Annotated in this window: 22 protein-coding genes and 1 tRNA gene; 7 read left to right on the top strand and 16 right to left on the bottom strand. The window is 73.4% G+C overall.

The annotated features are described in order from the left end of the window. Window positions 1-150: 150 nt before the first annotated feature. From thrB to ACFY7H_RS20005, 6 genes are all read right to left on the bottom strand, one after another. Window positions 151-1089, bottom strand: a complete 939-nt coding sequence (gene thrB, locus ACFY7H_RS20030; RefSeq protein ID WP_388939716.1) for a homoserine kinase — start codon at window positions 1087-1089, stop codon at window positions 151-153. Between the two features lie 362 nt (window positions 1090-1451). Then, window positions 1452-2522 (bottom strand): threonine synthase, encoded by a 1071-nt coding sequence (gene thrC, locus ACFY7H_RS20025; RefSeq protein ID WP_388939714.1) that lies wholly within the window; start codon window positions 2520-2522, stop codon window positions 1452-1454. A gap of 6 nt (window positions 2523-2528) precedes the next feature. Further along, the gene (locus ACFY7H_RS20020) at window positions 2529-3818 is read right to left on the bottom strand and encodes a homoserine dehydrogenase (protein WP_388940001.1); all 1290 of its coding nucleotides are present in this window, start codon (window positions 3816-3818) and stop codon (window positions 2529-2531) included. Window positions 3819-3987: 169 nt separating this feature from the next. Continuing rightward, entirely contained in the window at window positions 3988-5379 is a 1392-nt protein-coding gene (gene lysA / locus ACFY7H_RS20015; RefSeq protein ID WP_388939713.1) for a diaminopimelate decarboxylase, read from the bottom strand. 19 nt (window positions 5380-5398) lie between these two features. Beyond that, window positions 5399-6346: an ArgS-related anticodon-binding protein NrtL gene (gene nrtL / locus ACFY7H_RS20010; RefSeq protein ID WP_388939711.1), complete on the bottom strand. Its 948-nt coding sequence runs from the start codon at window positions 6344-6346 to the stop codon at window positions 5399-5401. A gap of 69 nt (window positions 6347-6415) precedes the next feature. Beyond that, complete coding sequence (locus tag ACFY7H_RS20005; RefSeq protein ID WP_388940000.1) at window positions 6416-6883, bottom strand: response regulator; 468 nt, start codon at window positions 6881-6883, stop codon at window positions 6416-6418. Window positions 6884-6989: 106 nt separating this feature from the next. Between ACFY7H_RS20005 and ACFY7H_RS20000 the strand changes: the two genes are divergently transcribed. Together ACFY7H_RS20000 and ACFY7H_RS19995 are read left to right on the top strand one after the other, a co-directional pair. Then, window positions 6990-7061: transfer RNA gene (locus ACFY7H_RS20000), tRNA-Arg, on the top strand. A 144-nt stretch (window positions 7062-7205) separates the two neighbouring features. After that, window positions 7206-7361 (top strand): hypothetical protein, encoded by a 156-nt coding sequence (locus ACFY7H_RS19995; RefSeq protein WP_388939709.1) that lies wholly within the window; start codon window positions 7206-7208, stop codon window positions 7359-7361. 401 nt (window positions 7362-7762) lie between these two features. Here the strand turns inward: ACFY7H_RS19995 and ACFY7H_RS19990 are convergent, their stop codons facing one another. Together ACFY7H_RS19990 and ACFY7H_RS19985 are read right to left on the bottom strand one after the other, a co-directional pair. Beyond that, complete coding sequence (locus tag ACFY7H_RS19990) at window positions 7763-9772, bottom strand: hypothetical protein (protein WP_388939707.1); 2010 nt, start codon at window positions 9770-9772, stop codon at window positions 7763-7765. A 54-nt stretch (window positions 9773-9826) separates the two neighbouring features. Then, window positions 9827-11170, bottom strand: coding sequence for an MFS transporter (locus tag ACFY7H_RS19985; protein ID WP_388939706.1), 1344 nt, complete (start codon window positions 11168-11170; stop codon window positions 9827-9829). A 224-nt stretch (window positions 11171-11394) separates the two neighbouring features. On the opposite strand from ACFY7H_RS19985, the gene ACFY7H_RS19980 reads away from it, so the two are divergent. Next, window positions 11395-12375, top strand: coding sequence for an XdhC family protein (locus tag ACFY7H_RS19980; protein ID WP_388939704.1), 981 nt, complete (start codon window positions 11395-11397; stop codon window positions 12373-12375). Window positions 12376-12706: 331 nt separating this feature from the next. Then, entirely contained in the window at window positions 12707-13102 is a 396-nt protein-coding gene (locus ACFY7H_RS19975) for a DUF6479 family protein (RefSeq protein WP_388939702.1), read from the top strand. A 115-nt stretch (window positions 13103-13217) separates the two neighbouring features. Here the strand turns inward: ACFY7H_RS19975 and ACFY7H_RS19970 are convergent, their stop codons facing one another. Then, window positions 13218-14117 carry an ATP-dependent DNA ligase gene (locus tag ACFY7H_RS19970; RefSeq protein ID WP_388939700.1) on the bottom strand — a complete coding sequence of 300 codons (900 nt, stop codon included), beginning with the start codon at window positions 14115-14117 and terminating at the stop codon, window positions 13218-13220. Then, on the bottom strand, window positions 14114-14998 hold the full coding sequence (gene ligD / locus ACFY7H_RS19965) for a non-homologous end-joining DNA ligase (protein ID WP_388939699.1): 885 nt from the start codon (window positions 14996-14998) through the stop codon (window positions 14114-14116). The genes ACFY7H_RS19970 and ligD overlap by 4 nt, the downstream gene beginning before the upstream one ends. Before the next feature lie 31 nt (window positions 14999-15029). On the opposite strand from ligD, the gene ACFY7H_RS19960 reads away from it, so the two are divergent. Further along, entirely contained in the window at window positions 15030-16208 is a 1179-nt protein-coding gene (locus tag ACFY7H_RS19960; protein ID WP_388939697.1) for a Ku protein, read from the top strand. Between the two features lie 56 nt (window positions 16209-16264). Here the strand turns inward: ACFY7H_RS19960 and ACFY7H_RS19955 are convergent, their stop codons facing one another. Continuing rightward, a complete protein-coding gene (locus ACFY7H_RS19955) occupies window positions 16265-17059 on the bottom strand; it encodes an NERD domain-containing protein (RefSeq protein WP_388939695.1) in 795 nt (264 codons plus the stop codon). Between the two features lie 182 nt (window positions 17060-17241). On the opposite strand from ACFY7H_RS19955, the gene ACFY7H_RS19950 reads away from it, so the two are divergent. Then, on the top strand, window positions 17242-17874 hold the full coding sequence (locus ACFY7H_RS19950) for a hypothetical protein (protein ID WP_388939693.1): 633 nt from the start codon (window positions 17242-17244) through the stop codon (window positions 17872-17874). Between the two features lie 1205 nt (window positions 17875-19079). Here the strand turns inward: ACFY7H_RS19950 and ACFY7H_RS19945 are convergent. From ACFY7H_RS19945 to ACFY7H_RS19935, 3 genes are read right to left on the bottom strand one after another with little or no spacing between them, the layout of a single operon-like run. Beyond that, window positions 19080-19355, bottom strand: coding sequence for a hypothetical protein (locus tag ACFY7H_RS19945; RefSeq protein WP_388939691.1), 276 nt, complete (start codon window positions 19353-19355; stop codon window positions 19080-19082). 10 nt (window positions 19356-19365) lie between these two features. Further along, entirely contained in the window at window positions 19366-20085 is a 720-nt protein-coding gene (locus ACFY7H_RS19940; RefSeq protein ID WP_388939689.1) for a TetR/AcrR family transcriptional regulator, read from the bottom strand. 22 nt (window positions 20086-20107) lie between these two features. Continuing rightward, a complete protein-coding gene (locus ACFY7H_RS19935) occupies window positions 20108-21037 on the bottom strand; it encodes a diiron oxygenase (RefSeq protein WP_388939687.1) in 930 nt (309 codons plus the stop codon). Window positions 21038-21236: 199 nt separating this feature from the next. Between ACFY7H_RS19935 and ACFY7H_RS19930 the strand changes: the two genes are divergently transcribed. Further along, entirely contained in the window at window positions 21237-22346 is a 1110-nt protein-coding gene (locus tag ACFY7H_RS19930; protein ID WP_388939685.1) for a ferritin-like domain-containing protein, read from the top strand. A gap of 51 nt (window positions 22347-22397) precedes the next feature. Here the strand turns inward: ACFY7H_RS19930 and ACFY7H_RS19925 are convergent, their stop codons facing one another. Together ACFY7H_RS19925 and ACFY7H_RS19920 are read right to left on the bottom strand one after the other, a co-directional pair. Further along, window positions 22398-23858, bottom strand: a complete 1461-nt coding sequence (locus tag ACFY7H_RS19925; RefSeq protein WP_388939683.1) for a penicillin-binding transpeptidase domain-containing protein — start codon at window positions 23856-23858, stop codon at window positions 22398-22400. Continuing rightward, window positions 23855-25294 (bottom strand): FtsW/RodA/SpoVE family cell cycle protein, encoded by a 1440-nt coding sequence (locus tag ACFY7H_RS19920; protein WP_388939681.1) that lies wholly within the window; start codon window positions 25292-25294, stop codon window positions 23855-23857. The genes ACFY7H_RS19925 and ACFY7H_RS19920 overlap by 4 nt, the downstream gene beginning before the upstream one ends. Window positions 25295-25302: the final 8 nt, after the last annotated feature.

Here is a 25302-nt window from a genome sequence, read left to right as displayed (position 1 = left end):
AGTGCGCCGCGCGCATGGGGGGTTGGGTTTGCCCTGTTGGGTTAAACAACCCGGCCACAAACCGAATGCCCCCAAAAAAACCCCGGGATCCCCCCGTGGGGGGGGGGGCGGCCGGCGGGCCGGCCCGCCCCCCCCCGACGGGCCGTGTCGCTAGGACACGGGCTGACCGCCCTGGGCGCCCAGCGGAAGGACGCTCGCACCCGCGGCGTCGAGGGCGAGCCGGTTGGCCGCCCATCCCTCGCCCGCGAGCTGCGCGACCTTGTCGGCCGCGCCGTTGTCGACCAGCGCGAGGACCGTGGGGCCCGCACCGGAGATGACCGCGGGGAAGCCGTCCGCCCGCAGCCGGTTGACGAGTGCCACGCTCTCCGGCATCGCCGGGGCCCGGTACTCCTGGTGCAGCCGGTCCTCGGTGGCGGGCAGCAGGAACTCGGGACGCCTGGTCATGGCCTCCACGAGCAGGCCCGCACGGCCCGCGTTCACCGCCGCGTCCACGTGCGGGACGGAGCGCGGCAGCAGCCCGCGCGCGGTCTCGGTCAGGACCGGCTTCGACGGGACGAAGACCACCGGAACGATGGAATCCGAGGGGTCCATCCGGATCGCCTTGGCGCTGCCGCCGTCCATCCAGGCCAGGGTGAAACCGCCGAGCAGGCAGGCGGCGACGTTGTCGGGGTGGCCCTCGATCTCGGTGGCGAGTTCCAGCAGCGCCGCGTCGTCGAGCTTGGCCTCGCCGCCTATGGTCACGGCGCGGGCGGCGACGATGCCGGCGCAGATCGCGGCGGAGGAGGAGCCGAGGCCCCGGCCGTGCGGGATGCGGTTGGCGCAGACGACCTCCAGGCCGCGCGGCTGCCCGCCCAGCAGGTCGAAGGCGGTGCGCATGGAGCGTACGAGGAGGTGGCTCTCGTCCCGCGGGAGGGTGTCGGCACCCTCACCTGCGATGTCGATGTCCAGGCCGGAGTCGGCCACCCGGACGACGACGTCGTCGTAGAGCCCCAGGGCCAGGCCGAGGGCGTCGAAGCCGGGGCCGAGGTTGGCGCTGCTGGCGGGGACGCGCACCCGTACGGCGGCGGCGCGGAACGCTGGACCTGCCATCGGTCGATGACACTCCTTGTGACTGTGCGGGATCCGGCTGCTGTGCGGGATCTTCGCTGCGAATGTACTGGAGAACGTACGACACCCGAAGGCCCGTGGGGCAGCACCGTGGTCATGTGCGCGGTGGCGGATGTAAGTACAGCGTATCGAAGGAAGGTTCTCCCGCGACATAGGGCGCACAGGAGGCGCACGATGCGTGTCGGTGTCTTCCGGCGGATACCGCTGCGACCGGCTGCTTCGGGCTCGCTTCCGGCGGCGTACGGCCGGGGCCGCCGGACTCCGGAGACTTCCGGAATCCGGCAACCGGGGCGTGGGGCCCGAGGGCCGGGGCGGGGAGCCCTCGGCCCCCCGGGGGCCCGGGGTCAGATCAGGCCGAGACGGACGGCGGCGGCCTCGGCGTCCACCGGGACGGTCACCGGCTGCGGAGCGCCGGCGATGGCCCAGTCGGGGTCCTTGAGGCCGTTGCCGGTCACGGTGCACACGATCGTCTGGCCGGGGTCGACCAGGCCGGCCTCGGCGGCCTTCAGCAGACCGGCGACCGACGCGGCCGAGGCGGGCTCGACGAAGACGCCCTCCTGCGCGGCCAACAGGCGGTAGGCCGCCAGGATCTGGCGGTCCGTCACCTCGTCGATGAAACCGCCCGACTCCTCGCGCGCGGCGAGCGCGTAGTCCCAGGAGGCCGGGTTGCCGATGCGGATCGCGGTGGCGATGGTGTGCGGCTCCTTGACGATCTCCCCGCGCACGATCGGCGCGGAGCCGGAGGCCTGGAAACCCCAGAGGCGGGGCGTGCGGGAGGCCAGGCCGTCGGCCTTGTACTCCTTGAAGCCCTTCCAGTACGCCGTGATGTTGCCGGCGTTGCCGACGGGCAGCACGTGGATGTCGGGGGCGTCACCGAGCGCGTCGACGATCTCGAACGCGGCCGTCTTCTGGCCCTCGATCCGCACCGGGTTGACGGAATTGACCAGCGCCACCGGGTAGTTGTCGGACAGCGCGCGGGCCAGGTTCAGGCAGTCGTCGAAGTTGCCGTCAACCTGCAGGATCTTCGCACCGTGCACGAGGGCCTGGCCCATCTTGCCGAGCGCGATCTTGCCGCGGGGCACGAGGACGGCGGACACCATCCCGGCACGCACCGCGTAGGCGGCGGCGGAGGCCGAGGTGTTGCCCGTGGAGGCGCAGATGACGGCCTTGGCGCCGTCCTCCTTGGCCTTGGTGATGGCCATGGTCATGCCGCGGTCCTTGAAGGACCCGGTGGGGTTCGCGCCCTCGACCTTGAGGTGGACCTCACAGCCGGTGCGCTCGGAGAGCACCTGGGCGGGGACGAGGGGAGTACCACCCTCGCGGAGCGTGACCACGGGAGTGGTGTCCGTGACCGGCAGACGGTCCCGGTACTCCTCGATGATGCCGCGCCACTGGTGGGTGCGATTGCTGCTCATGGGTCCTTACTCCCCTTCAACACGCATGATGCTGGCGACACCGCGCACGGTGTCCAGCTTCCGCAGCGCCTCGACGGTCCCGGAGAGGGCGGCGTCGGGTGCGCGGTGGGTGACGACGACGAGGGAGGCCTCGCCGTCCTTGCCCTGCTGCCTGACCGTGTCGATCGACACGCCGTGCTCCGCGAAGGTGGTCGCCACCTGGGCGAGCACGCCCGGCTTGTCCGCCACATCGAGGCTGATGTGGTAGCGGGTGACGACGTCCCCCATGGGGCTGACCGGCAGCTGGGTGTACGCCGACTCGCCGGGCCCCGTTGCCTCGGCGAGCTTGTTGCGGCAGACGGCGACGAGGTCGCCGAGGACCGCGGAGGCGGTCGGAGAGCCGCCCGCGCCGGGCCCGTAGAACATGAGCCGCCCGGCGGCCTCGGCCTCGACGAAGACCGCGTTGTACGCCTCGCGGACGGAGGCGAGCGGGTGGGTGAGCGGGATCATCGCCGGGTGCACGCGGGCGGTGACGGACTCGCCGTCGGCGGCGCGCTCCAGGATGGCGAGGAGCTTGATGGTGCAGCCCATGCGCTTGGCGGAGGCGAAGTCCGCGGCGCTGACCTCGGTCATGCCCTCGCGGTAGACGTCGTCGAGGCGGACGCGGGTGTGGAAGGCGATGCCGGCCAGGATCGCGGCCTTGGCGGCGGCGTCGTAGCCCTCGACGTCGGCGGTGGGGTCGGCCTCCGCGTACCCGAGGGCGGTGGCCTCGTCGAGGGCCTCCTGGTAGCCGGCGCCGGTCGAGTCCATCTTGTCGAGGATGAAGTTCGTCGTGCCGTTCACGATGCCCATCACCCGGTTGATCTTGTCGCCGGCGAGGGACTCGCGCATCGGGCGGACCAGCGGGATGGCGCCGGCGACGGCGGCCTCGTAATAGAGGTCCAGCCCGGCCTGCTCGGCGGCCGCGTGCAGGGCCGCACCGTCCTGGGCGAGCAGCGCCTTGTTCGCCGAGACGACGGAGATGCCCTGCTCGAAGGCGGTGGTGATCAGGGTGCGGGCCGGCTCGATGCCGCCGATGACCTCGATGGCCACGTCGATGTCGCCCCGTTTCAGGAGGGCGGTCGCATCGGTGGTGATCAGCGACGGGTCGATGCCCTCGCGCACCTTGGAGGGACGGCGCACGGCCACGCCGGCGAGTTCGACGGGCGCGCCGATCCTGGCTGTCAGGTCATCGGCGTGCGTCGTCATGATGCGCGCCACCTCTGAGCCGACCACGCCACAGCCCAGCAGCGCCACCTTCAGCGGACGCGTACGCATCATTGACCTACGCCTTTCGTCTTTCTTCGCTCCCGGCGCGCGGTTTGCGCGTCAGGTATGACCCAGTCTCACTCAATGGACAGAAGTTTCCATCTTCGGTCCATTGAGTGAGACGTGCACTGAGACGTCTATTTTGGGGACCCGGGGGCCTTCCCCGAAAACATGCGGTTCATCCGAGGTCGAGGGACAGGAGATCTTCTTCCGTCTCGCGGCGGACGATCACCCGGGCCGCGCCGTCGCGCACGGCGACGACGGGCGGGCGGAGCGCGTGGTTGTAGTTGCTGGCCATGGAGCGGCAGTACGCCCCGGTGGCGGGCACGGCGAGGAGGTCGCCGGGCGCCAGGTCGGCCGGCAGGAAGGCGTCCTTCACGACGATGTCACCGCTCTCGCAGTGCTTGCCGACGACGCGGACGAGCATCGGCTCGGCGTCGGAGACCCGGGAGACCAGGGTGACCGCGTACTCGGCGTCGTAGAGGGCCGTACGGATGTTGTCGGACATGCCGCCGTCGACGGACACGTACGTCCGCAGCCCCTCGAGCGGCTTGATGGTGCCGACCTCGTAGAGGGTGAAGGCCGTCGGGCCGACGATGGCGCGGCCGGGCTCGACGGAGATCCGGGGCGCCTTCAGCCCGGCGCTCTCGCACTCCCGCGCCACGATCTCGGTGAGGGCCTTGGCGATCTCGTGGGGCTCGCGCGGATCGTCGGCCGACGTGTACGCGATGCCGAGCCCGCCGCCGAGGTCGATCTCGGGCAGCTCGACGCCGTGCTCGTCGCGGACGGCGGCCAGCAGCCGGACCACCCGCTTGGCGGACACCTCGAAGCCGGCCATGTCGAAGATCTGCGAGCCGATGTGGGAGTGGACGCCGAGCAGCTCCAGGCTGTCGTGCCCGAGCGCCCGCCGCACGGCCTCCGCCGCGGAACCGTCGGCGACGGCGATGCCGAACTTCTGGTCCTCGTGGGCCGTCGCGATGAACTCGTGCGTGTGCGCCTCGACGCCGACGGTGACGCGGATCTGCACGGGCTGGCGTACGCCCAGCTCGCGGGCGATGTGGGCGACGCGGGCGATCTCCTGGAAGGAGTCGAGCACGATCCGCCCGACGCCGGCGCCGATGGCCCGGCGGATCTCGCTCTCCGACTTGTTGTTCCCGTGGAAGGCGATCCGCTCGGGGGGCATCCCCGCGGCGAGGGCCGTGGCCAGCTCCCCGCCGGAGCAGACGTCGAGGTTGAGCCCCTCTTCCTTGAGCCACTTCACGACGGCCTTCGAAAGGAAGGCCTTGCCGGCGTAGAACACGTCGGCGTCCTTGCCGAAGGCGTGCGCCCAGGCGCGGCAGCGGGCGCGGAAGTCCTCTTCGTCGAGGAAGTAGGCGGGGGTCCCGAACTCCTCGGCGAGCCGCGTCACTTGGATGCCGCCGACGCACACGACCCCGTCGTCGTCGCGGGTGACCGTACGGGACCACACCTTCTCGTCGAGCGCGTTCAGGTCGGCGGGCGGCGGGGCGTAGTGGCCCTCGGGCAGGACGTCGGCGTGGCGGGGCCCGGCGGGGTGCGCGGAACGGCTCATCGGAATCTCTCTTCGCGGATCACAGGAAGTCGGGGGCGTCTATGCCGAGGAGGGCGAGGCCGCCTGCCAGCACCGTCCCGGCGGCTTCGGCGAGTGCCAGCCGGGCGCGGTGGGCGGCCGAGGGTTTCTCGTCCCCCTTGGGCAGGACCCGGTGCTGGAAGTCGAGGAGCGCGTCGGCGACGGCGACGAGGTGCCGGGTGAGCCGCTCGGGCGCCTGGTGGTGCGCGGCGGCCTCCAGGACGAGCGGGTACTCGGCGAGCAGGCGCAGCAGGGTGGGGGTGTTGGGCGTGCCGGGGGCGTCGGGCTCACCTGGCTCCGCGTCGAACCCGAGCCGGCCGGCGTTGATCCGCAGGGACCGGGCGCGGGAGTGGGCGTACCGGACCCGGAAGAACTCGCTGGACTCGTCCTGGACGAGCAGGCCGGGCGTGAAGGAGGGGGTCTCGCGGGCCGGTACGCAGAGCATGGCCCAGGCCGCGGCGTCCGCCCCGTACGCGGCGACGACGTCCCCGTCGCGCCTGGCGACGGGCGCGACGCGCAGCTCCTCGGGGCCGGGCGCGCCCTGACTGGCCCGGATCCGCCGGACGGCCTCCCCCAGGACCCGCGCACGCAGCTCCCCGTCGGGCGCGTACCCGTACCGGCGTCCCCTGGCCCGGATCTCGCGCACGAGCTCGGCGGCGGGGACCGGCGCGAGGGTGAAGTTCAGGAACCCGGGCCCGGTGATCTCCACGTCCCGGATCCCGGGCTCGTCGGCCAGCAGCCGGGCCGCGAGCACCCCGGCGACCTCACGGGGCTCCCGCCGGGCGCTCTTCGCGACCTGGAGGGCGACGGGGGTGGCGTACTCCCCCACTCCCCCGGGCCGGGTCCGCTCGACGACGACCCGCGCGGGCACGCTCCCGGCCAGTTCCCCGTCCTCAACGGCGCGACGTACGGCTTGTACGACGGCACGAGAGAGGTCGGCGGGGATCACGGAACCCAGCCTAGGGGAGAAGCCCCCGGCCCATGCATCGGGTTTCGCCATGTGAACAGGGTGGAGCGGTCAGGCCCCCCGACCGGCCCTCCCGGCCCGCCCGGCCGGGGCGCCCTTGCGCTCGACGAGGCGGCGTACGACGCGGACCAGCTCGGCCGGCTCGAACGGCTTGGCGACGAACGCGTCCACCCCGGCGGCGATCGCCGCCTCGGCCTCGAGCTGCGTACAGGCACTGACGATGGCGACGGGCAGATGCCGGGTCCGCGGATCGGCCCGCAGCTGCGCGGCGGCCCCGAACCCGTCCAGCCGGGGCATGACCACATCAAGGGTGATCGCATCGGGACACACGCGGTGCACGACGTCCAGGCACTCGGCACCATCGCTCGCGGTCACGACCTCGAAGCCCTCCAGCTCGAGATTGACCTTGATCAGCTGCCGGATGACCTTGTTGTCGTCGACAACAAGCACCCGGCCCGAGGCGCCTGGCACAACTCGAGAGTAGGTCGCCCTAAGCCCCCGCGTCCGGGTTTTTGCCACTTCCACCCCCTCCGGGCGGCCGACCTCCCCCTCCCGCCCAAATCGGTTCCTGATCACCCCGCGGAAGCTGGTAGTGTTCAACCCGTCGCCGCAACGCGGACGACACGCCCCCGTAGCTCAGGGGATAGAGCAACGGCCTCCGGAGCCGTGTGCGCAGGTTCGAATCCTGCCGGGGGCACTTCGCAGGAAGTGCCCAAGACCCCGCCATCAGCGGCAACGCTGAGACGGGGTCTTCGCGTATGTGCGGCCAAGTACCGTACCGAGCAGCCGCATGGTCCCGGGTGTTCGGAGCGGCGTGCCGGCCACTCCTATGCTCCTGCCCATGAGTACGGGTTCCCTTCAGGCCAAGCCCACGCCACTGCACTCCGTGTCCGCAGCCGGCGCGGTGCGGTGCGAGGACGGCCGACTGCTCGCGATCCGCCTCCGGGACGCCCTGGACGACGCGGGCCCCCGCGTCCGCAGCCACGGCACGTCGTGACGCGCGGCGAAGCGGTGGGGCTCGTCCGACGGCTCATGGACGGATCCATCACCGACGAGTCCGAAGCCGACACGGTCCTTGCCACCCTCGAAGCCGAACTGCGATGCCCCACATCAGCGACTACATCTACTGGGACCTCGACCCCGAACTGAGCGCCGAGAAGGCCGTAGACCGAGCCATGGCGTACGAGCCCTTCGCGCTTTGAGTCAGCCGGCGCCGTACAGGCAGGGGTCCACCCCGGCGGTTTCCCTGACTACCGCCAGGCACGAACGAGGTCTTCCGGACCCCAGTGCGCCGCAAGAGGCAGATCGTCCTCAACACCAGAACGGGACACCGCCACCAGCGCCGTGCCCGGCTCGGCGCCGGGCACGGCGAGCATGTCCCGCACGAGGGCGTCGTACTCACGCCGGCCGAACGGCTGCGACTCCGGAGGCCGCGGTGATGCGCCAGACCACGGCGTGCCCCTCGGACTCGATGTCGCCGACAGCGGAGAGCAGGTCGGCGAGGGCGGGGGCCGGCGGGCCGGTCACGGTGGCCGTCAGGTCGCTCCGGAAGCGGGCCGTGGTGCTCGGTTCGGGCAGGGCGGCGTACAGGGCCTCGCGCAGGGCGGTCACCGCCTGCGCCAGGGCCGGGCGCAGGGACAGGTCTTCACCCAGGCCGTCGGAGCCGCGCCCGGCGGGGTCGGCGCCCGCGCCGGGGACGGCCGGGTAGTGGTGGGCCGCGCCCGCGTCCAGCAGCCCGCACAGGGCACGCCCGACGGGGGTGAGCGCGCCGTGGGCGACCACCCCGAGCAGGGCGGCTTCCTCGAGGGTGGCGGCCAGGCGGTCGAAAAGCTCGTGCGGGACGGGTGCGCCGGCGTCGTCGGTTCCCAGGTGCCGGCGCAGGAGCGGCTGGAACCAGGCGGCCGTGGCGAGGAGTTCGGCGTAGGCGAGGGCGTTCCGCGGCAGCAGCAGTCCGTGTCCGGCGGGGACCGTGGCGAGGGCGCGCAGTACGCCGGTCCGCAGGGCCACCGCTTCCTCGTCCTGCGGGCTGATGAGCGCGACCGGGGGTTCGTCGGGGTCCGGCCAGTGGCTGAGGATCTCGGGGACCACCGCCCAGGCCGCCAGCAACGGCAGCAGCTTGCCCGCGGCCGGGGCGCAGGCCCAGGCGTCGTAGCGGTCGGTGGGCAGGAGCCGTGCCGACGGCTTGGGGGTACGGGGGGCGGGGGCCGTTTCCTGCTGCCGGGGGGCAGCGAGGCCGGCGTTCACGGCGAGGTCGAGCCACAGCCGGGTGTGCGCCTCGTCCGCTCCGGCCGCGCGGGCCAGCCGCCGGGTGTCGCGTACGGCGATCCCGCCCGCCTTGCGGACCGTCACCGGCTGGGCGGCCAGGGCCCGCAGGACCAGTTCGGCCCGCCAGGCGGCGGCCGCGGCGGCCGCAGCGCCCTCGCCCTCCCAGCCCGGGGCCAGGGGGGTGGTGGCGGTGAACGGTTCGGGGTCCAGCCGGGGTTGGGGTGCCGCGTTCTCCTCGCGCAGCGCGCGGGCCACCTCGTACGGGAGCTCCGCCAGATCGGGTCCGACCGGGATCAGCATCCCCCTCGCCGCCAGCCAGTCGGTGCCCTCGTCGCCGCTGCCGCCGTCCCGGAACACGTACGCGGAGTCCGTGCCCGCGTACCGGTCGCCGTTGCGGCTGACGAAGCAGTGGGTGCGCAGCAGCGGCGGGCCGGGCACGAGGTGCTCCAGCAGTTCCCGGGCGCGGTCCGGGGCCTCCGCGGCCAGTGACCTCACCCGGGCGGGGTCGGCGTAGAGGCCGGTGATCAGTTCCTGGGCCTGGTCGCGGGTCCGGGCGGCGCCCTCGCCGAAGAGGCGGGTGGCGATCCGCTTGACCTCGGGGGCGTTGTAGGCGCTGGTCAGCAGCTGGGCCACGGTGCGGCCGTATCCGTCGAACCCGGCGGCCCGGACGTGCAGCAGCGGCGGGAGCGCCAGCCGCCCGCGGGGGGGGGCGGGCAGGAGCAGGGCGCGTTCGCGCAGTCCGGCGAGCGTACGGGCGGCTCGGCGCCGCGGCTCCCCCGGCTCGAACCAGCCCAGTACGTCCTCCTCGTCCACCAGCCGCCGGGAGGGCTCGACGGGCGTCGCCGGCTGTTGCTGCTGCCAGGGGTAGCGGGGGCGGCAGTCGGGCTCGGCGCCCTCGGCGGGTCCGTGCCGCTCCAGGGCGTGGGCCGCGATGGAAGCCAGCAGGTGCAGTTCCCCGAGGGTGCCGGCCATCAGGGCGCGGCCCACCGACTCGTCGGTGAGCAGGTGGTCGGCGAGCTCCCGGAGGGAGGTGACCGGCCGGTGTCCCGCGGCGAGCGGCAGGCCGCGCTCTTCCAGCAGGGCGGTGAGCCGGTCCGGGCCGAGGGTGCCGAGCCATTGCGTGAGGGCGGTGCGCGCTTTCACCCGGCCAGCCTAGCGGCGCCGTTCACCACGAAGGGGTGAACGGCGGGGGCCCGCTCAGGACTCCTCGCGCCGGAGGTCCTGCGCGCCGGTGCCGGAGCGCGCGGTCCGTGCGGCGGAGTCGTCCGGGGCAGCGGAGTCGTCCGGGGCGGCGGGCTTCCGGCCGGGGGCGGGCTTCCGGCGGGCGGCGGGCTTCCGGCCGGGGGCGGACGTCACGGCCAGGGCCGTGGCCGTGGCCGCCAGCGAGACCAGGCCTCCTGCGGAGAGGGCCCAGCGGGGGCCCCAGTGGTCGGCCAGCCAGCCCGTCAGGAGGGCGCCCAGCGGGGTGGTGCCCTGGAAGATCAGCATGTAGAGGGCCATGACGCGGCCCCGGTAGGCGGGGTCCGAGCCGAGCTGGATGCGGTGGTTGGCGGCCTGCGCGAAGTACATCATCGCGAAGCCGGTCAGGGCCAGCAGCAGGCACGCGGTCGGGAGGGTCGGGGCCAGGCCGGTGAGGGCTTCGGCGGCGCCGAAGGCCAGGGCGGAGCCCGTGACGACGGCGGCCGTCGGCCGGGCGCGGCGGGACGAGGCGGCGAAGGCGGCCAGCAGGGAGCCCGCCGCCAGGGAGCTGCTCAGCAGCCCGAAGGCGGCCGAGCCGGTGCGGAACCCGGTCTTGGCCAGCAGGGGCAGCGTCAGCTGGAAGTTGAAGCCGGCCAGGCCCAGTACGCCGATCAGGGCCAGCGGGAGGACCAGATCCGGGCGCCGGGCCACGTAGCGGAGCCCGTCCGCCACCCGGGGGTCGGCGGGGCGGGCCGGCGGGCCGTGGAGTTCGGCGGGGCGCATCAGCGCGAGGCCCGCCACCGCCCCCAGGTAGCTGCACGCGTTGATCAGGATCACCGGCCCGACGTCGAGGCGGGCGATGAGCAGGCCGGCCGCGGCGGGCCCGGCCACCCGGGCGGCGTTGAAGTACGCGCCGCTCAGCGCCGACGCGTTGGGCAGCAGCTCGTTGCCCACCATCTCCCCGACGGAGGCGATGCGGGCGGGCGCCTCCACCGAGTTGACCGTGCCGAGGGCGAGCGCGAAGAGCCAGATGTGCCAGAGCCGGATCTCGCCCAGGAGCACCCACAGGCCCAGTACGAGGGCGAAGGCCCCGGACGCCAGGTTGGCGAGGACCAGGATGCGGCGTTTGCTGTGGCGGTCGGCGAGCCGGCCCCCGTACAGCGACAGCAGCAGGACGGGCGTGAACTGCAGGGCCGTCACCACCCCCAGGGCCGTGCCCGAGTTCCCCGAGAGCTCCAGCACCAGCCAGTCCTGCGCGATCACCATCATCCAGGTGCAGGTCACCGAGAGGAGTTGGCCGAGGAAGAAGAGCCGGAAGTTGCGTACGGAGAGGGAGTCGAAGGCGTGTCTGAGGGTGTGCACGGTGGTCGTTTCCCTTCACGTTCCCTCGATTCTCCGTGGTGCCGGTGGTGCAGCCACTCGTGGGGGTCTTCCGGTGGTCCGTACGAGGGCGACGGGCCGGGGTCTGTGGGTTCGGGGGGTGGGTGGCGGACCGGGGCGTGCGTAGGGTGGTTTCCGAGGCCGCTTCGTGCCCGTTGACCAGGCGCTTTGCGGCGAGGGAGCGCACAGATGATGGGGCGACGAGGATGCGTGAGCTTGCGGGGACGGCACGGCGGTGGACGGCCGAGGGACGGGTGGCCTTCCTGGCCCGGCCGGTGACCGAGCAGGGGTTCGGACCCCGGGATCCCGCCGGGGCCCTGCTCGTGGACGCCCGGGGGGAGTGCGTCGGGGCCCTGTACCGCGGGGTGTTCGACGCCGAACTCGTCGCGGAGGCCGGGGCCATGGGCGCCGGGCGGACCGCGCGGGTGTGTGAGGTGTCGGTCGGGGCCGGCGAGGCGGTGGACGCGAAGCTGACCTGCGGCGGGCAGGCCGAGGTGCTGCTCCAGCCCCTTTCGACGGTCCCCGCCGAATGGTGGGAGCTGCTCGGCAGCGGCGCCGGGGTGGCGCTGGTGACCCGGCTGACCGAGGGCGCGGACGGCGCCGTCAGCGAGGTCGTACGTGCCGGCGACGAGCCCGCCGACGACGCCGGGCGGCGGGCCGGGGAGCTGCTGGGGACCCGGCGCCCCGGGCGGGACGCCCTGTACGGGGGCTCCGGGCTGGTGCTGGTGGAGGCGTACCCGTCGGCCCCGTACCTGGTGATCGGCGGGACCGGTGAGCTGGCCGAGGTGATCGGCGCGCAGTCGGCGCTGCTCGGCTGGGAGGCGGTCGTGGTGGAGACGGCGGCGGAGGCGGAGAAGGCGCTGGCGGCGCACCGGGACGCCGCCTGCCTGGTGCTGCTCAGCCACGAGCCGGACTTCGACGTGCCGGCGCTGCGCACCGCCCTGGCCCTGGGGATCCCGTACGTCGGCGCGCTCGGCTCGCGGCGGACCACCGCGCGGCGCCGGGAGGGGCTGGTGGCCGCAGGGGTGGACGAGGCCGCGCTGGCCCGGGTGCACGGGCCGATCGGGCTGGACCTGGGCGCCAGGACCCCGGCGGAGACGGCGCTGGCCATCTGCGCCGAGATCCTGGGGGTGCTCGGGGGCCGGGACGCGCGGGGGCTTCGGGATTCGGAGGGGCCACTGCGCTGAGCGACCGCCCGGCGATCGGGGTTTCGGCCCGCGCGGTACGGCGTACCGGCCGGGGCGGGAGCCGGCCGCGGCGGGGAGCCGGCCGCGGCGGGGAGCCGGCCGCGTCATCCGTCCGGAGCACGGGGCGCGGGCGGAATCGCTCCGGGCCGGTACGGGTGGGCCGGCGGCGGGAGCGGGCCCCGGGCCGGGTGTCCTCGCCCCTGTTCCCGGGGGGCCGGGCGGGTCCGGGGGGAGCGCCGGCCGCGGCTGCGGACGGCAGGAGGCGAGCAGGCCGGGGATTCTTTGCACCACTTCCGCGTGCAAAAGCAGCAAAAACGGGAAAATGGGATCTATGGACACGATCCTCAGCGTGGACGAGATCCTGACCGACATCGCGTGGTTCTTCGTCATCGGAATCGTCATCACCGGCATGCTGCTCGGCGGCTTCAAGCTGGGCCAGCGGGTCCGCGCGAAGGAACCGCCGCCGCCCACCCCCGAGAGCCAGCCGCACCTGCCCGACGGCGGGGCCGTCCACGAGGTCCGCGAGGAGCGGGACCCGGTGGAGATCCCCAAGGGCGGTCTGCGGCCGCACGAGATGCAGGGCTACGGGAACTTCGGCTCCACCACCTCCAGCCATGCCGAGGAAGTCCGGGCCGAGCGCGAGTCCGGCTACGAGAAGCCGGAGGGGCCGGGGCCGCACCCGCAGCCCGGCGCTCCCCCCGACGCCGGCCGCGGGGCGCACTCGTAAGCGGCCCCGGACGCGACCGCGAAGACGCCCGGACGCCCGGCAGGCCACCGCCCGGACCGCCCCGCACCGGCCCCTGATCCGCGCCCCGCGCGCGGGTCGGGGGCCGTCCACGTCCCTACAGGTCCGTCCGCAGCCGCAGCACCTCCGGCGGCGGGTGCCGTGCGGAGGTATGCCGGACCTCGGCGGCCAGCGGCGGGTCCAGCGGGCTGAACGGCACCTCCCCGAGCCCGATCGCGGTGACCGTGGCCCCGCCGGGGGCGCTGCGCCCGCGCTCGGCGAGCACGGCCGCGAGCTCCGTACGCAGCACCGCCGGCAGCGGGCTCGACACCAGCGGTGCCTCGTCCTCCTCCCCCGGCAGGACCAGCACCAGCGCCGTCGGGCGGCGCGCGGTGCCGGTGTAGCCGATCACCGCCGCGTCCCGCACGTCCGTGTGCCGGAGCTTGCGCCAGGCGCGCCGCCCGGCCGGGTAGGGCTGGTCCAGCCGCTTCACCACCAGGCCCTCGATGCCGCTGGCGGGCAGGGTCTCGTACCAGGTCTGCGCCAGCTCCGGGTCGGTCGTCATCGGCACCGGCTGGATCGGCGGCCCGAGCGGCAGCAGCAGGTCGACGAGCAGCGCCCGGCGCCGCTCGTAGGAGCGGCCCCGGACGTCGACCCCGGCCAGCTCCAGCACGTCGAAGGCCGCGTACGAGGCCGGCAGGCTCTGCGCCAGCACGGCGGCACGGGCCGCCGTGGCCGCCGCGCGCCGCTGGACCAGGGCGAAGTCCGTGCGGCCGGCGTGCCAGACGACCACCTCCCCGTCCAGCACCGTACCGGCGGGCAACTGCCGGGCGGCCGCCGCCAGATCGGGGAACGCGCTGGTGACGGTCCGCCCGGAGCGGGCCTGGAGCACCACGTCCTCCTCGGTGCGCAGCACGACCATGCGGTGGCCGTCGAACTTCGGCTCGTACGCCAGGCCCGCCCCGCGCGGCAGGGTCCGTACGGCGGCGGCGAGCGCGACCCGCACGTGCGGGGTCACGGCAGGCTCCCGGCCTGCCCGGGGTCGTTCAGCGGGGCGAGGAGGTCGCCGTCGCGGGCCAGCCTGGGCAGGATGTCGTCGGCGAGGAACACCAGGTCGAAGGGGTCGCGGCAGGCTTCGACCTCGGCCCAGGAGACGGGTGCGGAGACGGTCGGCAGGGGCCGCGCGCGCAGCGTGTAGGGCGCGGCGGTGGTCTTGGCGGCGGCGTTCTGGCTGTGGTCGACGAACACCTTGCCGGGGCGCAGCGCCTTGGCCATCCGGTGGACGACGAGCCCGCGCAGCTCCGCCTCGGCCTCCTGGGCGAGAGTCTTCGCGTACGCGGACGCGCGCGCGGAGGAGACCGGTTCGAGCGCCACGGCCAGGTGCAGGCCCTTGGAGCCGGAGGTCTTGGCGTACGCGGTCAGGCCGTCGGCGGCGAGGCGCTCGCGCAGCCACAGGGCGGCGGCGCAGCACTCGACGACGGTGGCGGGCGGGCCGGGGTCGAGGTCGAGGACGAGCCGGTCGGCGACGGCGGGGGCGCCGGCCCGCCACTGCGGGGTGTGGAACTCCACGACCAGGTTGGCGGCCCACATCAGGGACGCCAGGCCGGATACGACGACTTGTTCGGCCCGTTCGTCCTCGGAGCGCGGCACGGGGGTGGTCTTCACCCAGTCGGGTGTGCCGGGCGGCGGGTTCTTGGTGAAGAAGAGCTGGCCGTCCGGGCCGTCCGGATAGCGCAGGAAGGAGAGGGGGCGGTCCTGGATGTGCGCGAGGAGGGAGTCCGCGACGGTGGCGTAGTAGTGCAGCACCTCGCCCTTGGTGAAGCCGGTCCTCGGGTAGAGGACCTTGTCCAGGTTGCTGAGCGCGATGCGACGCCCCTCCACCATCGTGATCGGCGTCATACGATGAGATTGCCACGAATCAGGAGGAACCGTGCGATCCATTTGGAATGGGGCGATCTCCTTCGGCCTGGTCAGCATCCCGATCAAGCTCGTGAACGCCACCGAGAGCCACTCGATCTCCTTCCGTCAGATCCATGTGCCCGACGGCGGCCGGGTCCGCTACCGCAAGGTGTGCGAGCTGGACGGGGAGGAGGTGCCCTCCGCCGAGATCGGCAAGGGGTACGAGGAGGCGGACGGGTCGATCATCCCCATCACGGAGGAGGACCTGGCGCGGCTGCCGATCCCGACGGCGAAGACGATCGAGATCGTGTCGTTCGTACCCACCGAGGAGATCGACCCCCTTCAGATGGACGCCGCGTACTACCTCGCGGCGAACGGCGCCACGGCGGCCAAGCCGTACACGCTGCTGCGGGAGGCGCTCAAGCGCAGCCGCCGGGTCGCGATCGCCAAGTACGCGCTGCGGGGGCGGGAGCGGCTGGGCATGCTGCGGGTCGTCGACGACGTGATCGCGATGCACGGGCTGCTGTGGCCGGACGAGATCAGGGCGCCGGAGGGGGTGGCCCCCGAGGCCTCGGTGACCGTGCGGGAGGCGGAGCTGGACCTGGCCGACGCGCTGATGGCCACCCTCGGCGAGGTGGACATGTCCTCCCTGCACGACGACTACCGCGAGGCCGTGGAGGCGATGATCGCGGCGAAGGCGGACGGGGCGTTCGAGCCGTCGGAGGCCGTGGTGGAGCCGGCCGGGGCGCAGGTGATCGACCTGATGGCGGCGCTGGAGAACAGCGTCCGGGCCGCCAAGGCCTCGCGGGGCGGCGGTCAGCGGGGCGCGGAGGCGGAAGGAACCGAGGGCGAGGAGGCGGAGGAGGGCACGGAGGCGCAGGTGACCCCCATCCGGCGCGGAGCGGCGCCCGCCGCGCCGAAGGCGGTGGGCGGGAAGAAGTCGACGGCGTCGGGCGCCCGCAAGACGGCGGCGTCCGGGAAGAAGACGACCGCGAAGTCCACTTCGACGGCGGCTTCGGGCAAGTCGCGGGCGGCGAAGTCCACTTCGACCGCCACGAAGTCCGCCTCCGCCGCCGCGAAGTCCGCCTCGGGGGCGAGGAAGTCCACCGCGAAGTCCGCCACCAAGTCCACGTCCGCCGCCTCCGCGAAGAAGACAGCGGCTGCCGGCGCGGCCAAGAAGGCGGCGCCGCGCAAGCGGAGTTCGGCCTGAGGAAGGCCGGGGCGGCGGGTTGGCGCGGTGGGGGTGGCGGGGCGGCGGGGTGGCGCTCAGGCCCACGCCGGGCGGGCGCGGGCCCGCGCGAAGAGGGCTTCGACCTCCGGGGGTTTGAGGGTCGCGGGCGCGGCCCGCAGCAGGGCCGCCAGGGTCGGGGGCTCGAGGACGAGGACGTCCCGCTGCGTCCGGGCCACCTCCACCCGGGAGGCGTCGGCCAGGGCCAGGCCCGGGGTCACCGGAGCCGCCAGCACCCGGGCGGCGCATGCGGCCGCCCGGCGGATCCAGCGGGGGTCGGGCCGGGGCTCGGCGCGGCCCACCGTCAGCAGCAGGTCCCCGACGTGGGCGCGCTGGCGGCGGCCCGGGACGGTGCGCAGGGCCAGGACGCCCGGCGGGCCGATGAGCAGGTGGTCCAGCAGCCCCAGACCGGGCAGCGGGACGTCGTGCAGCGCCCGCCAGTCCGCCGCCTCCAACAGGTCGAGCTCCGCGCCCGTGCGCTGCCGGGCCTGCAGTTCCTGCCGCATGCGGAGCCGGGTGCGGCCGCCCGGTGAGCCGTACGCCAGCTCGCCCAGCAGGGTCTCGCCGGGCCGGTTCGGGGCCAGGTCCCGGTCGGGCGGCAGGCTCAGGCAGCGCAGCTCCGCGGCGGTCGGCACCGGGGGCGGGCCGATGGTCCAGCCGCGGGTCAAGTAGGGGCGCAGGGCGGCCAGTACCGCTTCGCACTGGTCCTCCGTCAGAACGCTGATCCGGTTGGCCTGCCGGTCGTACCAGGCCACCGCCTGACCGTCCGGCCGGTTGACGTAGAGCCGGCCGCGGCCGGGCCTGCCGCTCGGAAGGACCTTGAGTCCGCGCATCGGCCTCACCCCCGCCGTCCATGGGAGCAGGCGGCGCCGCCCCGGGCAATCCCTCGGTTGTGTAACAGCTCCGTCGGGTCCCTGCTGCCTTCCTGTTACAAGGCCATCGCCCTACCGCAACGGCCGGGGCCTACTTTTGTGCCGTCCGGAAGCACCAGACGCTGACCAACCGAGGGAACCCCGTGGACACCGCCCGTCGCCGCGCCATCGTTCGCGCCACCGCCGTGACCGCCTGCGCCGGTGCGCTGCTGGCCCTGCCGGCCGCCGCCGCGCTCGCCGACGCGGCGCCGGCCGCCTCGGGCACGCAGCGGACCCTGGTCAGCAGCGTCTCCCTCGCGGACGGCCGGTCGACGGCGAAGGTGTACCGCGTCGCGAAGGACGCGTACCAGGCCGAGATCCTGCGCGCCGGGGCCACGGTCGTCACGCTGACCAGCCGCGACGGGGCCACCGGGGTCGGCGCCGCCGGGGAACTGCACGCCGCGCTGGGGCCGGACGGGCGGCTGTCCTCCTGGGTCGGCGAGACCGTCCGGGGAGACGGCTCCCACACGGTCGGCGGCGACGGGCACAAGACCGGGACCCGGACCCCGCCCGGCGGTGGCGGTGGCGGTGGCGGCAAGGTCGTGCCCGCCTCGGTCGACGCCGGGGGGCGGGAGCGCTCCGGCACCCCCGGTACGGCCGAGGCCCTGCGCCTGCACACCCTGGCCGACGGCCCCGGGGACGGCGTACTGCTGCTCGCCGCGGGCGGCGGTATCGCGGCGGTCGGCGCCGCCGGGCTGGGCTACGCGATGCTGAGGCGCGGCCGTACGGACGGCTGATCCGGGTCCGGAGGGCGGGGCGGGGCTGGGGCTGGCTGCGGGGGCTGCGGGGTTCGGCGTGTGGAGGGGCGGGGCTGCGGGTGGGGTGGGTGTCGGCGGGGCCGTCTCGGAGACGGTTTGGGGGTTTCCCGTCAGTCCCATCGTCCTTCCGGTTCGTGCCGGCCCGTCAAGGGCGCTCACTTCGTTCGCGTCGCTACGCGATGGCCTTCGGCCACCCTTGACCGCCCGTCCCGCCCCGGAAAGACAAGGACTGCCGGGAACCCCCCGAAAGAACGGCACGGTCCATGGGGAAGGGACGGCTCCCTCAGCGATGAGACGAGGGACCGGGCGTCGGTCCGCCGGGCATCCGGGCCCCTAGAGACCCTCGGCGGTCCACCCCCGCGCGTCAGATCGCTACGCCCTCCTCATGGCATAGCGTCCGGCGACCGTCTGTGGCTGATACCCGCACCAACATGTCGATCAGGGCAGCATTCGGGACCGGCAGGCGCGTCAGATCGCTACGCGCTCCTCTCGGCATAGCGTCTGGCGACCGTCTGTGGTGATGTGATCCGTCAGCGAGATCAATTACCCCTTTTGCCTGTCTTTGGGGGGCGTAGGCGAGGCGTGAAGGGTCCCTGTCGGAGTCTGCCGTTGAAGAAGGCATCCCCAGACTCCGACAGACGGTCGAGAGGCCGGCGAAAGGCCCGAGAGGTGCCCCGGGCTGCCCGTTTCCCCCCTGAAGCACCCCTCGCCCCAGACGGCCTTCAGCCGCCGAGAAATGAGCAGCGCGTAGCGATCTCACGCGCCCACCGGCCCCGAATGCCGCCCTGATCGACATGTGGTGCGGGTATCGGCCCCAGACGGTCGTCGGACGCTATGCAGAGAGGACCGCGTAGCGATCTGATGCGCGGGGGTGGACCGCCGAGGGTCTCTAGGGGGCCCGGATGCCCGGCGGACCGACGCCCGGTCCCTCGCCTCATCGCTGAGGGAGCCGTCCCTTCCCCTTGGACCGTGCCGTTCTTTTGGGGGCTTCCCGGCAGTCCTTGTCTTTCCGGGGCGGGACGGGCTGTCAAGCGTGGAGCGAAGCGACATCGCGAAGCGACGCGACGAAGGAGCGCCCTTGACGGGCCGGCACGAACCGGAAGGACGATGGGACTGACGGGAAACCCCCAAACCGTCTCCGAGACGGCCCCGCCTACACCCACCCCACCCGCAGCCCCCGCCCCCTACCCCCCGGCCCGCCCCCGCCCGCTCCACGGCCAGCGCGGCTTCGGCTTCTGGCCCGTCGGGGAGAAGGTGTACTTCCACCCCTTCTGGAGTCCCAGCCGCTTCGTGTACCCCGACGGGATCCGCTCGTAGAGCAGTACCGTCGGCGGCCCGCCGTCCGGGGCCGGGACCGGGATCTCGTACCACTTGGGGGGGTGGCCCGTCGGGCCGACGAGGATCGGGAGGACCCGGCCGTCCATCGGCCCGCCCTCGAAGGGGGTCGGTTCGCTTCTCACCCCACCAGTGTCACAGCAGGTGGGCCGCCTCGGAGACCAGCGGGATGACGCGTCGGGCGAGGACGCCCACCGGGCCCTCCGGCGGTTCCAGCGCGAGCGCGGCCCGGGCGGCGGACGCCGTCTCGGGGTCGGTGGCCGCCGTGGCCGTGAGCAGGGCGATGAACTGGTCCACCAGCCAGTCGCGCAGGGTGGCGACCTCCGGCTGTTTCCCCTCGTCGATCCAGATCAGGGAGGCAGCCTCGACCGCCGTGATCCAGGTGCGCACCATCATCCGCAGCCGCGGTCCGGGACCCGGGGCGGGGACGTCCAGGTGGAGGAGGATCTGGTCGGCGGCCGCGCGGCGGATGCCGTCCACCGTGGCCGTGGTGCGGGAGGTCTCCACGACGCTGCCGCCCTGCAGGAGGGCGGCGAAGCCGGCGTCGTGCTCGTCGACGAAGGCCAGGTAGCGGTCCAGGACCCGGGAGAGCCGCTGGGTCAGCGGGCCGGCCTGCGGTTCGGCGAAGCACAGTTCGAGGACGTCGGCCGCCGAGCGCAGGGCGGCTTCGTACAACTGCTGTTTCCCGCCCGGGAAGTAGCGGTAGACCAGCGGGCGCGAGACGCCCGCGGCCTCCGCGACGTCATCGAGGGAGATCTCCTCGGGGGCACGGTGCGCGAACAACGACAGCGCGGCGTCGAGGAGCTGGGCTCGCCGCTCCTCGACACTCAGTCTGCGGTAGGCCCGTACGGTCATGCCCGCAGAGTAGACGACCCTGCTACGCGAGGAGGCCCGAGCTGCGCCAGAGCCTGCGGCCGACGCCGCGCAGCACGCCGATGTCGTCGAGGAAGTCGGTGAGCCGCTTCGCGCCGGTCTGCATCACCTCGCGGCGGTGGCCGCTGGCCTTCACCTGGGCGACGGCTTCGCGCCGGTCGAGGCCGACGTTCTCGTAGACGGCCGGGTTGACGAAGGCCACGGAGAAGACGCGGGCGGCCTCGCCGCAGCTGATCCGGGTGAGTTCCTGCTCCCAGCGCGGGGCGGTCAGCATCTGGCGGCGCAGTTCCTCGCGGGCGTACCGGACGTGCCGGGCCTCCTCGATGACGTGGATCCGGGTCACTCCGCGGACCAGGGGCTGGATGCGCTCGTCCGGGAAGGTCAGGCGCTGCATCCAGTCGAGGATCTCCTCGCCGAGGAGGGTGCAGGCGAAGGAACCGGGGGTGGTGGAGACCGTCTTGAGGATGCGGGCGAGGTTGTGGTTGAGCCGGGTGACCGGATAGTCCGGGGCTCCGGCCTTCTGGATCATGCGGGCGAACATCATCGAGTGGCGGCACTCGTCGGCGATCTCGGTGAGTGCGTACCGGACGTGGTTGCTGGTCAGCGGCTTGTCGTAGATGTGCCGGACCAGGAGCTGCATGAGGATGATCTCGAACCAGATGCCGAGCGAGGCGAGGGACGCCGCTTCGTGGCGGGAGAGGTCGATGCGCTGTTCCTCGCCCATCTTCTTCCACATCGGGGTGTCGTAGAGGGAGAGCAGCTCGGGCGGCCAGTAGTACTTGCCGTCGATCGGCGGGGCATCCCAGTCGAGTTCCCGGTCGGGGTCGAAGGAGTGCTTGGCGGAGGACTCGAGGAGTCGTTCGGCGATCTGCTCGCGGTCCTTGAGGAGGCCGAGGGCGTCCCTCAGCGCGGCTCGTTCCGTCACGGTCGTCATGGCTCCGGGTCCCTCGCGGTCGGGTTACCTGCGGTCACCTCTTATGAGACTGCTTGTCAGCAAGGTCGTCAATCCCCCGCGCACGACTTGTTGACCCCGCGTCTACCAACGTGTGACGCTGCCAACTGTCCACTCCCGCACGGCAGTACGCGAGGCGCGCGAGCGCGAGTACGCGAGTACGCGAGACGAGGAGGCATCCGTGTCGACGCACGAGTTCTACACCCAGGCCCCGCAGGAGAGCGTCTGGCCGGTCCCCGCCTCCGGTGCGGCCCGCTTCAGCTGGGAGTACGACGGGGGCCGCGACCGCCTCCTCGCCCTGTACCAGAAGGGCAAGGACAAGCAGTGGGACGGCGCCAAACGCATCGACTGGGACATCGAGGTGGACCCGTACGACCCCCTCGGCACCCCCGACGAGATGCTGACGCTGCACGGCACCCGCCACTGGGCCGGGATGACCGAGCGGGACAAGGGCGAGCTGCGACGGCACTACAGCGCCTGGAACTTCAGCCAGTTCCTGCACGGCGAGCAGGGCGCGATGGTGTGCGCGGCGCGCATCGTGGAGTCGGTGCCGGACCTGGACGCGAAGTTCTACTCCGCGACCCAGACCATGGACGAGGCCCGGCACGCGGAGATCTTCGGGCGCTTCCTGCACGAGAAAGTCGGGATGCTCTACCCGATCAACGACAGCCTCCAGGGGCTGCTCGGCGACACCCTGCGCGACTCCCGCTGGGACATGCCCTACCTGGGCATGCAGGTGCTCATCGAGGGGCTGGCGCTCGCCGCCTTCGGGATGATCCGCGACACCACCGACAAGCCGCTGCCCAAGCAGATCCTCGCGTACGTGATGCAGGACGAGGCCCGCCACGTGGCCTTCGGGCGGATGGCCCTGCGCGACTACTACAAGCAGCTGACGGACGCCGAACTGCGCGAGCGCGAGGAGTTCGTGATCGAGGGCTGCTACCTGATGCGCGACCGGCTGCGCGGGGTGGAGGTGCTGGAGAACTTCGGCGTCCCCAGGCGGGAGGCGGTGGAGTACACCGAGCAGTCCGAGTTCCTGCACCTGTTCCGGAAGCTGCTGTTCAGCCGGATCGTGCCCTGCGTCAAGGACATCGGGCTCTGGGGGGACCGGCTGCAGAAGGCGTACCTGGAGATGGGCGTCTTCGAGATGGGCGACTCCAACCTCGACCTGCTGATGACCCAGGACGAGGAGATCGCCGAGACCCTGGACCGCGAGCGCTTCGCGGCGGAGGAGCGGGAGCGGGTGGCGGAGGTGGAGGCCGCCATCCAGGAGGGCGCCGCCCAGGCCTGAGGGCGCCCAGGACTCAGGGCGCCGGGGCCTGAGGGCGCCGCCCCCCGCGCGTCACCGTCCCGCCAGCGCCGCCTCCATCACCGCCCGGGCGATCGGGGCCGCCGCGCCGTTGCCGCTGATGTCCCCGCGCACCGCCGAGGCGTCCTCGACCACCACCGCGACGGCCACCGCCGGCTGCGGTTCGCCCTCCGCGCGGGCCCAGGCGATGAACCAGGCGTACGGGGTGCCGGCGTTGCCGACGCCGTGCTGGGCGGTGCCGGTCTTGCCGCCGACCCGGGCGCCGGGGATCGCCGCGTTGCGCCCGGTGCCGTCCTCCACCACCTTCACCATCAGCTCCTGCATGCGCAGCGCCGTGGACGGGCTCATGGCCCGGCCCAGGGTGCGCTGGTCGGCGCGGCGCAGCAGGGAGCCGTCGTCCCGGGTCGTGCGGTCCACCAGGTACGGGGTCCGCAGCTCGCCGCCGTTGGCGACGGCCGCCGCGACCATCGCCATCTGGAGCGGGGTGGCCCTGGTGTTGAACTGCCCGATCGAGGAGAGCGCCAGCTGGTCCCGGCTCATGTCGGTGTCGAAGTTGGACCGGGACACCCACGACGGCACCCGCAGCCCCTCGTCGTTGAAGCCGAAGCGGGCGGCCGCCTCCGCCATCGCGCGCAGCCCCACCCGCACCCCGATGTCGGCCATCACCGTGTTGCAGGACCACTGCACGGCCTCCGCCATCGAGGCCTCCGCGCAGCCGGTGGCCGCGTTCGGCAGCACGGTGCTGGTGCCGGGCAGCCGGTACGGGTCGGGGGTGCGGGTGGGGGCGTCCACATCGGTGACCACGCCCGCGTCGAGGGCGGCGGCCGCCGTCACGATCTTGAAGGTGGATCCCGGCGGATAGGTCTCGCGCAGCGCCCGGTTGAGCATCGGCCTGGCGGGGTCCGCGTTCAGCCGCGCCCAGGCCGCCTTGACCCGCGTACCGGTGCCGGAGAGGAGGCCCGGGTCGTACGAGGGGCTGCTGACCAGGGCCAGGATCCTGCCGGTGGCCGGCTCGATGGCGGCCACCGCGCCGCGCTTGCCGCCGAGCCCCCGGTACGCGGCCTCCTGGACGGCGGCGCGCAGGGTGGTCTCGGCGTTGCCGCCGCCGGGGCGGCCGCGCGAGAGCTCGTACCAGAGCGGGAAGGCGGACAGTCCCGGGTCGGTGCCCGAGAGGACGGCGTCCTCGGAACGTTCGACGAAGCTCGTCCCGTACGTCTGGGAGGAGAAGCCGGTGACGGGCGCGTAGAGCGGGCCGTCGGTGTAGGTGCGCTCGTAGCGCAGCAGCTGGCCGCTGTCACGGGAGCCGGTGACGGGCCTGCCGTCGACCAGGATGTCCCCGCGCGGTTCGGCGTAGCGCGCGATGGCGGGCCGCTTGTTGGCCGGGTTCGCCCCGTAGGCGGCGGACTCCCACACCTGGACGCGGGCGACATTGGCGAGCAGGGCGGCGAGCAGCAGGGCGCAGAAGTACGCGCACCAGCGGATGTAGCGGATCACGCGTGGGCCTCCCCCGGTTCCGGGCCGGGTCCTGCTCCCGGTCCGGGACCCGGTCCGGGTCTGGGTCTGCGGGCGCTGTCGCTGAGCCGGACCAGCAGGGCGACGATGATCCAGTTGGTGACCACGGAGGAGCCGCCCTGCGCCAGGAAGGGCATGGCCATGCCGGTCAGCGGGATGAGGCCGGTGACGCCGCCCGCGATGACGAACACCTGGAGGGCGACGATCGAGGCGAGTCCGGTGGCGAGCAGCCGCCCGAAGGGGTCGCGCAGGGCGAGCCCGGCCCGGAACCCCCGGGACACGAGGAGCCCGTAGAGGAGCAGGATGGCGGCGAGGCCGACGAGGCCGAGTTCCTCTCCGGCGGTGGCGAGGACGAAGTCCGACTTGGCGGCGAAGCCGATGAGGAAGGACTGGCCGTGCCCGAGTCCGGCGCCGAGCAGGCCGCCGGCGGCGAAGGCGAAGAGGGACTGGGCGAGCTGGCCGGGGCCGTCGCCGCGCTCGATGGAGGCGAAAGGATTCAGCCAGTCGTCCACGCGGCTGTGCACGTGCGGCTCGAAGGTCCCGACGGCGTACGCGCCGAGGGCGGCGAGCAGCAGCCCGATGGCGATCCAGCCGATCCGCCCGGTGGCGGTGAACAGCATGATCACGAAGAGACCGAAGAAGAGCAGGGAAGTCCCCAGGTCCCGCTCCAGGACGAGCACCCCGACGCTGAGCAGCCAGATCGCGAGGATCGGCCCGAGCACCCGGCCGGGCAGGAGGCGCAGCTTCCAGAAGAGCCGGCGGCCGGTGAGGGCCAGCGCGGTGCGGTTCGCGGCGAGATAGGCGGCGAAGAAGAGGGCGAGCAGGATCTTGGCGAACTCCCCGGGCTGGAAGGACAGCCCCGCGAAGCGGATCCAGATGTGGGCGCCGTTGACGGCCGGGAAGAAGACGGGGACGAGCATCAGCACGAGAGCGGTGGTCACGGACAGGTAGGCGTACCGCTGGAGCACCCTGTGGTCGCGCAGCAGGGCGAGCACGAGGACGAAGAGCACCACCCCGAGCGCCGACCACCGCAGCTGGTCCTCCGCTCCGGGCTCCCCGGGGGTGGCGAGGTCGAGGCGCTGGATGAGGACCAGGCCGAGCCCGTTGAGCAGGACCGCGATCGGGAGGAGCAGCGGATCGGCGTACGGGGCCCTGAGCCGGACGGCGAGGTGGGCGAGCAGCGCCGCTCCCCCGAGCCCGGCGGCGTAGGGGGCGGCGGGGTAGGCGGCGTCGGGGTGGGAGGCCCCCGCCCGGCCGGCCGCGCCGTCGGCCGCGAGGCCGACGTAGAGGTGGCCGAGTACGGAGATCAGGACCGCGCCCGCGAGGAGCGTCAGCTCGATGCCGCGGCGCTTGGCGGCACGGCCGTCGGGGGGCGGGGACGGAGCGGGCTCCGTCACCTTCGCCGTCAGAGCGGTCATACGGGGAA

This window comes from Streptomyces sp. NPDC012794, assembly GCF_042901085.1.
Taxonomy (GTDB): domain Bacteria; phylum Actinomycetota; class Actinomycetes; order Streptomycetales; family Streptomycetaceae; genus Streptomyces.
Note: the sequence above shows the minus strand (reverse complement) of the source record. Positions and strands in the feature narration are given on the sequence as shown.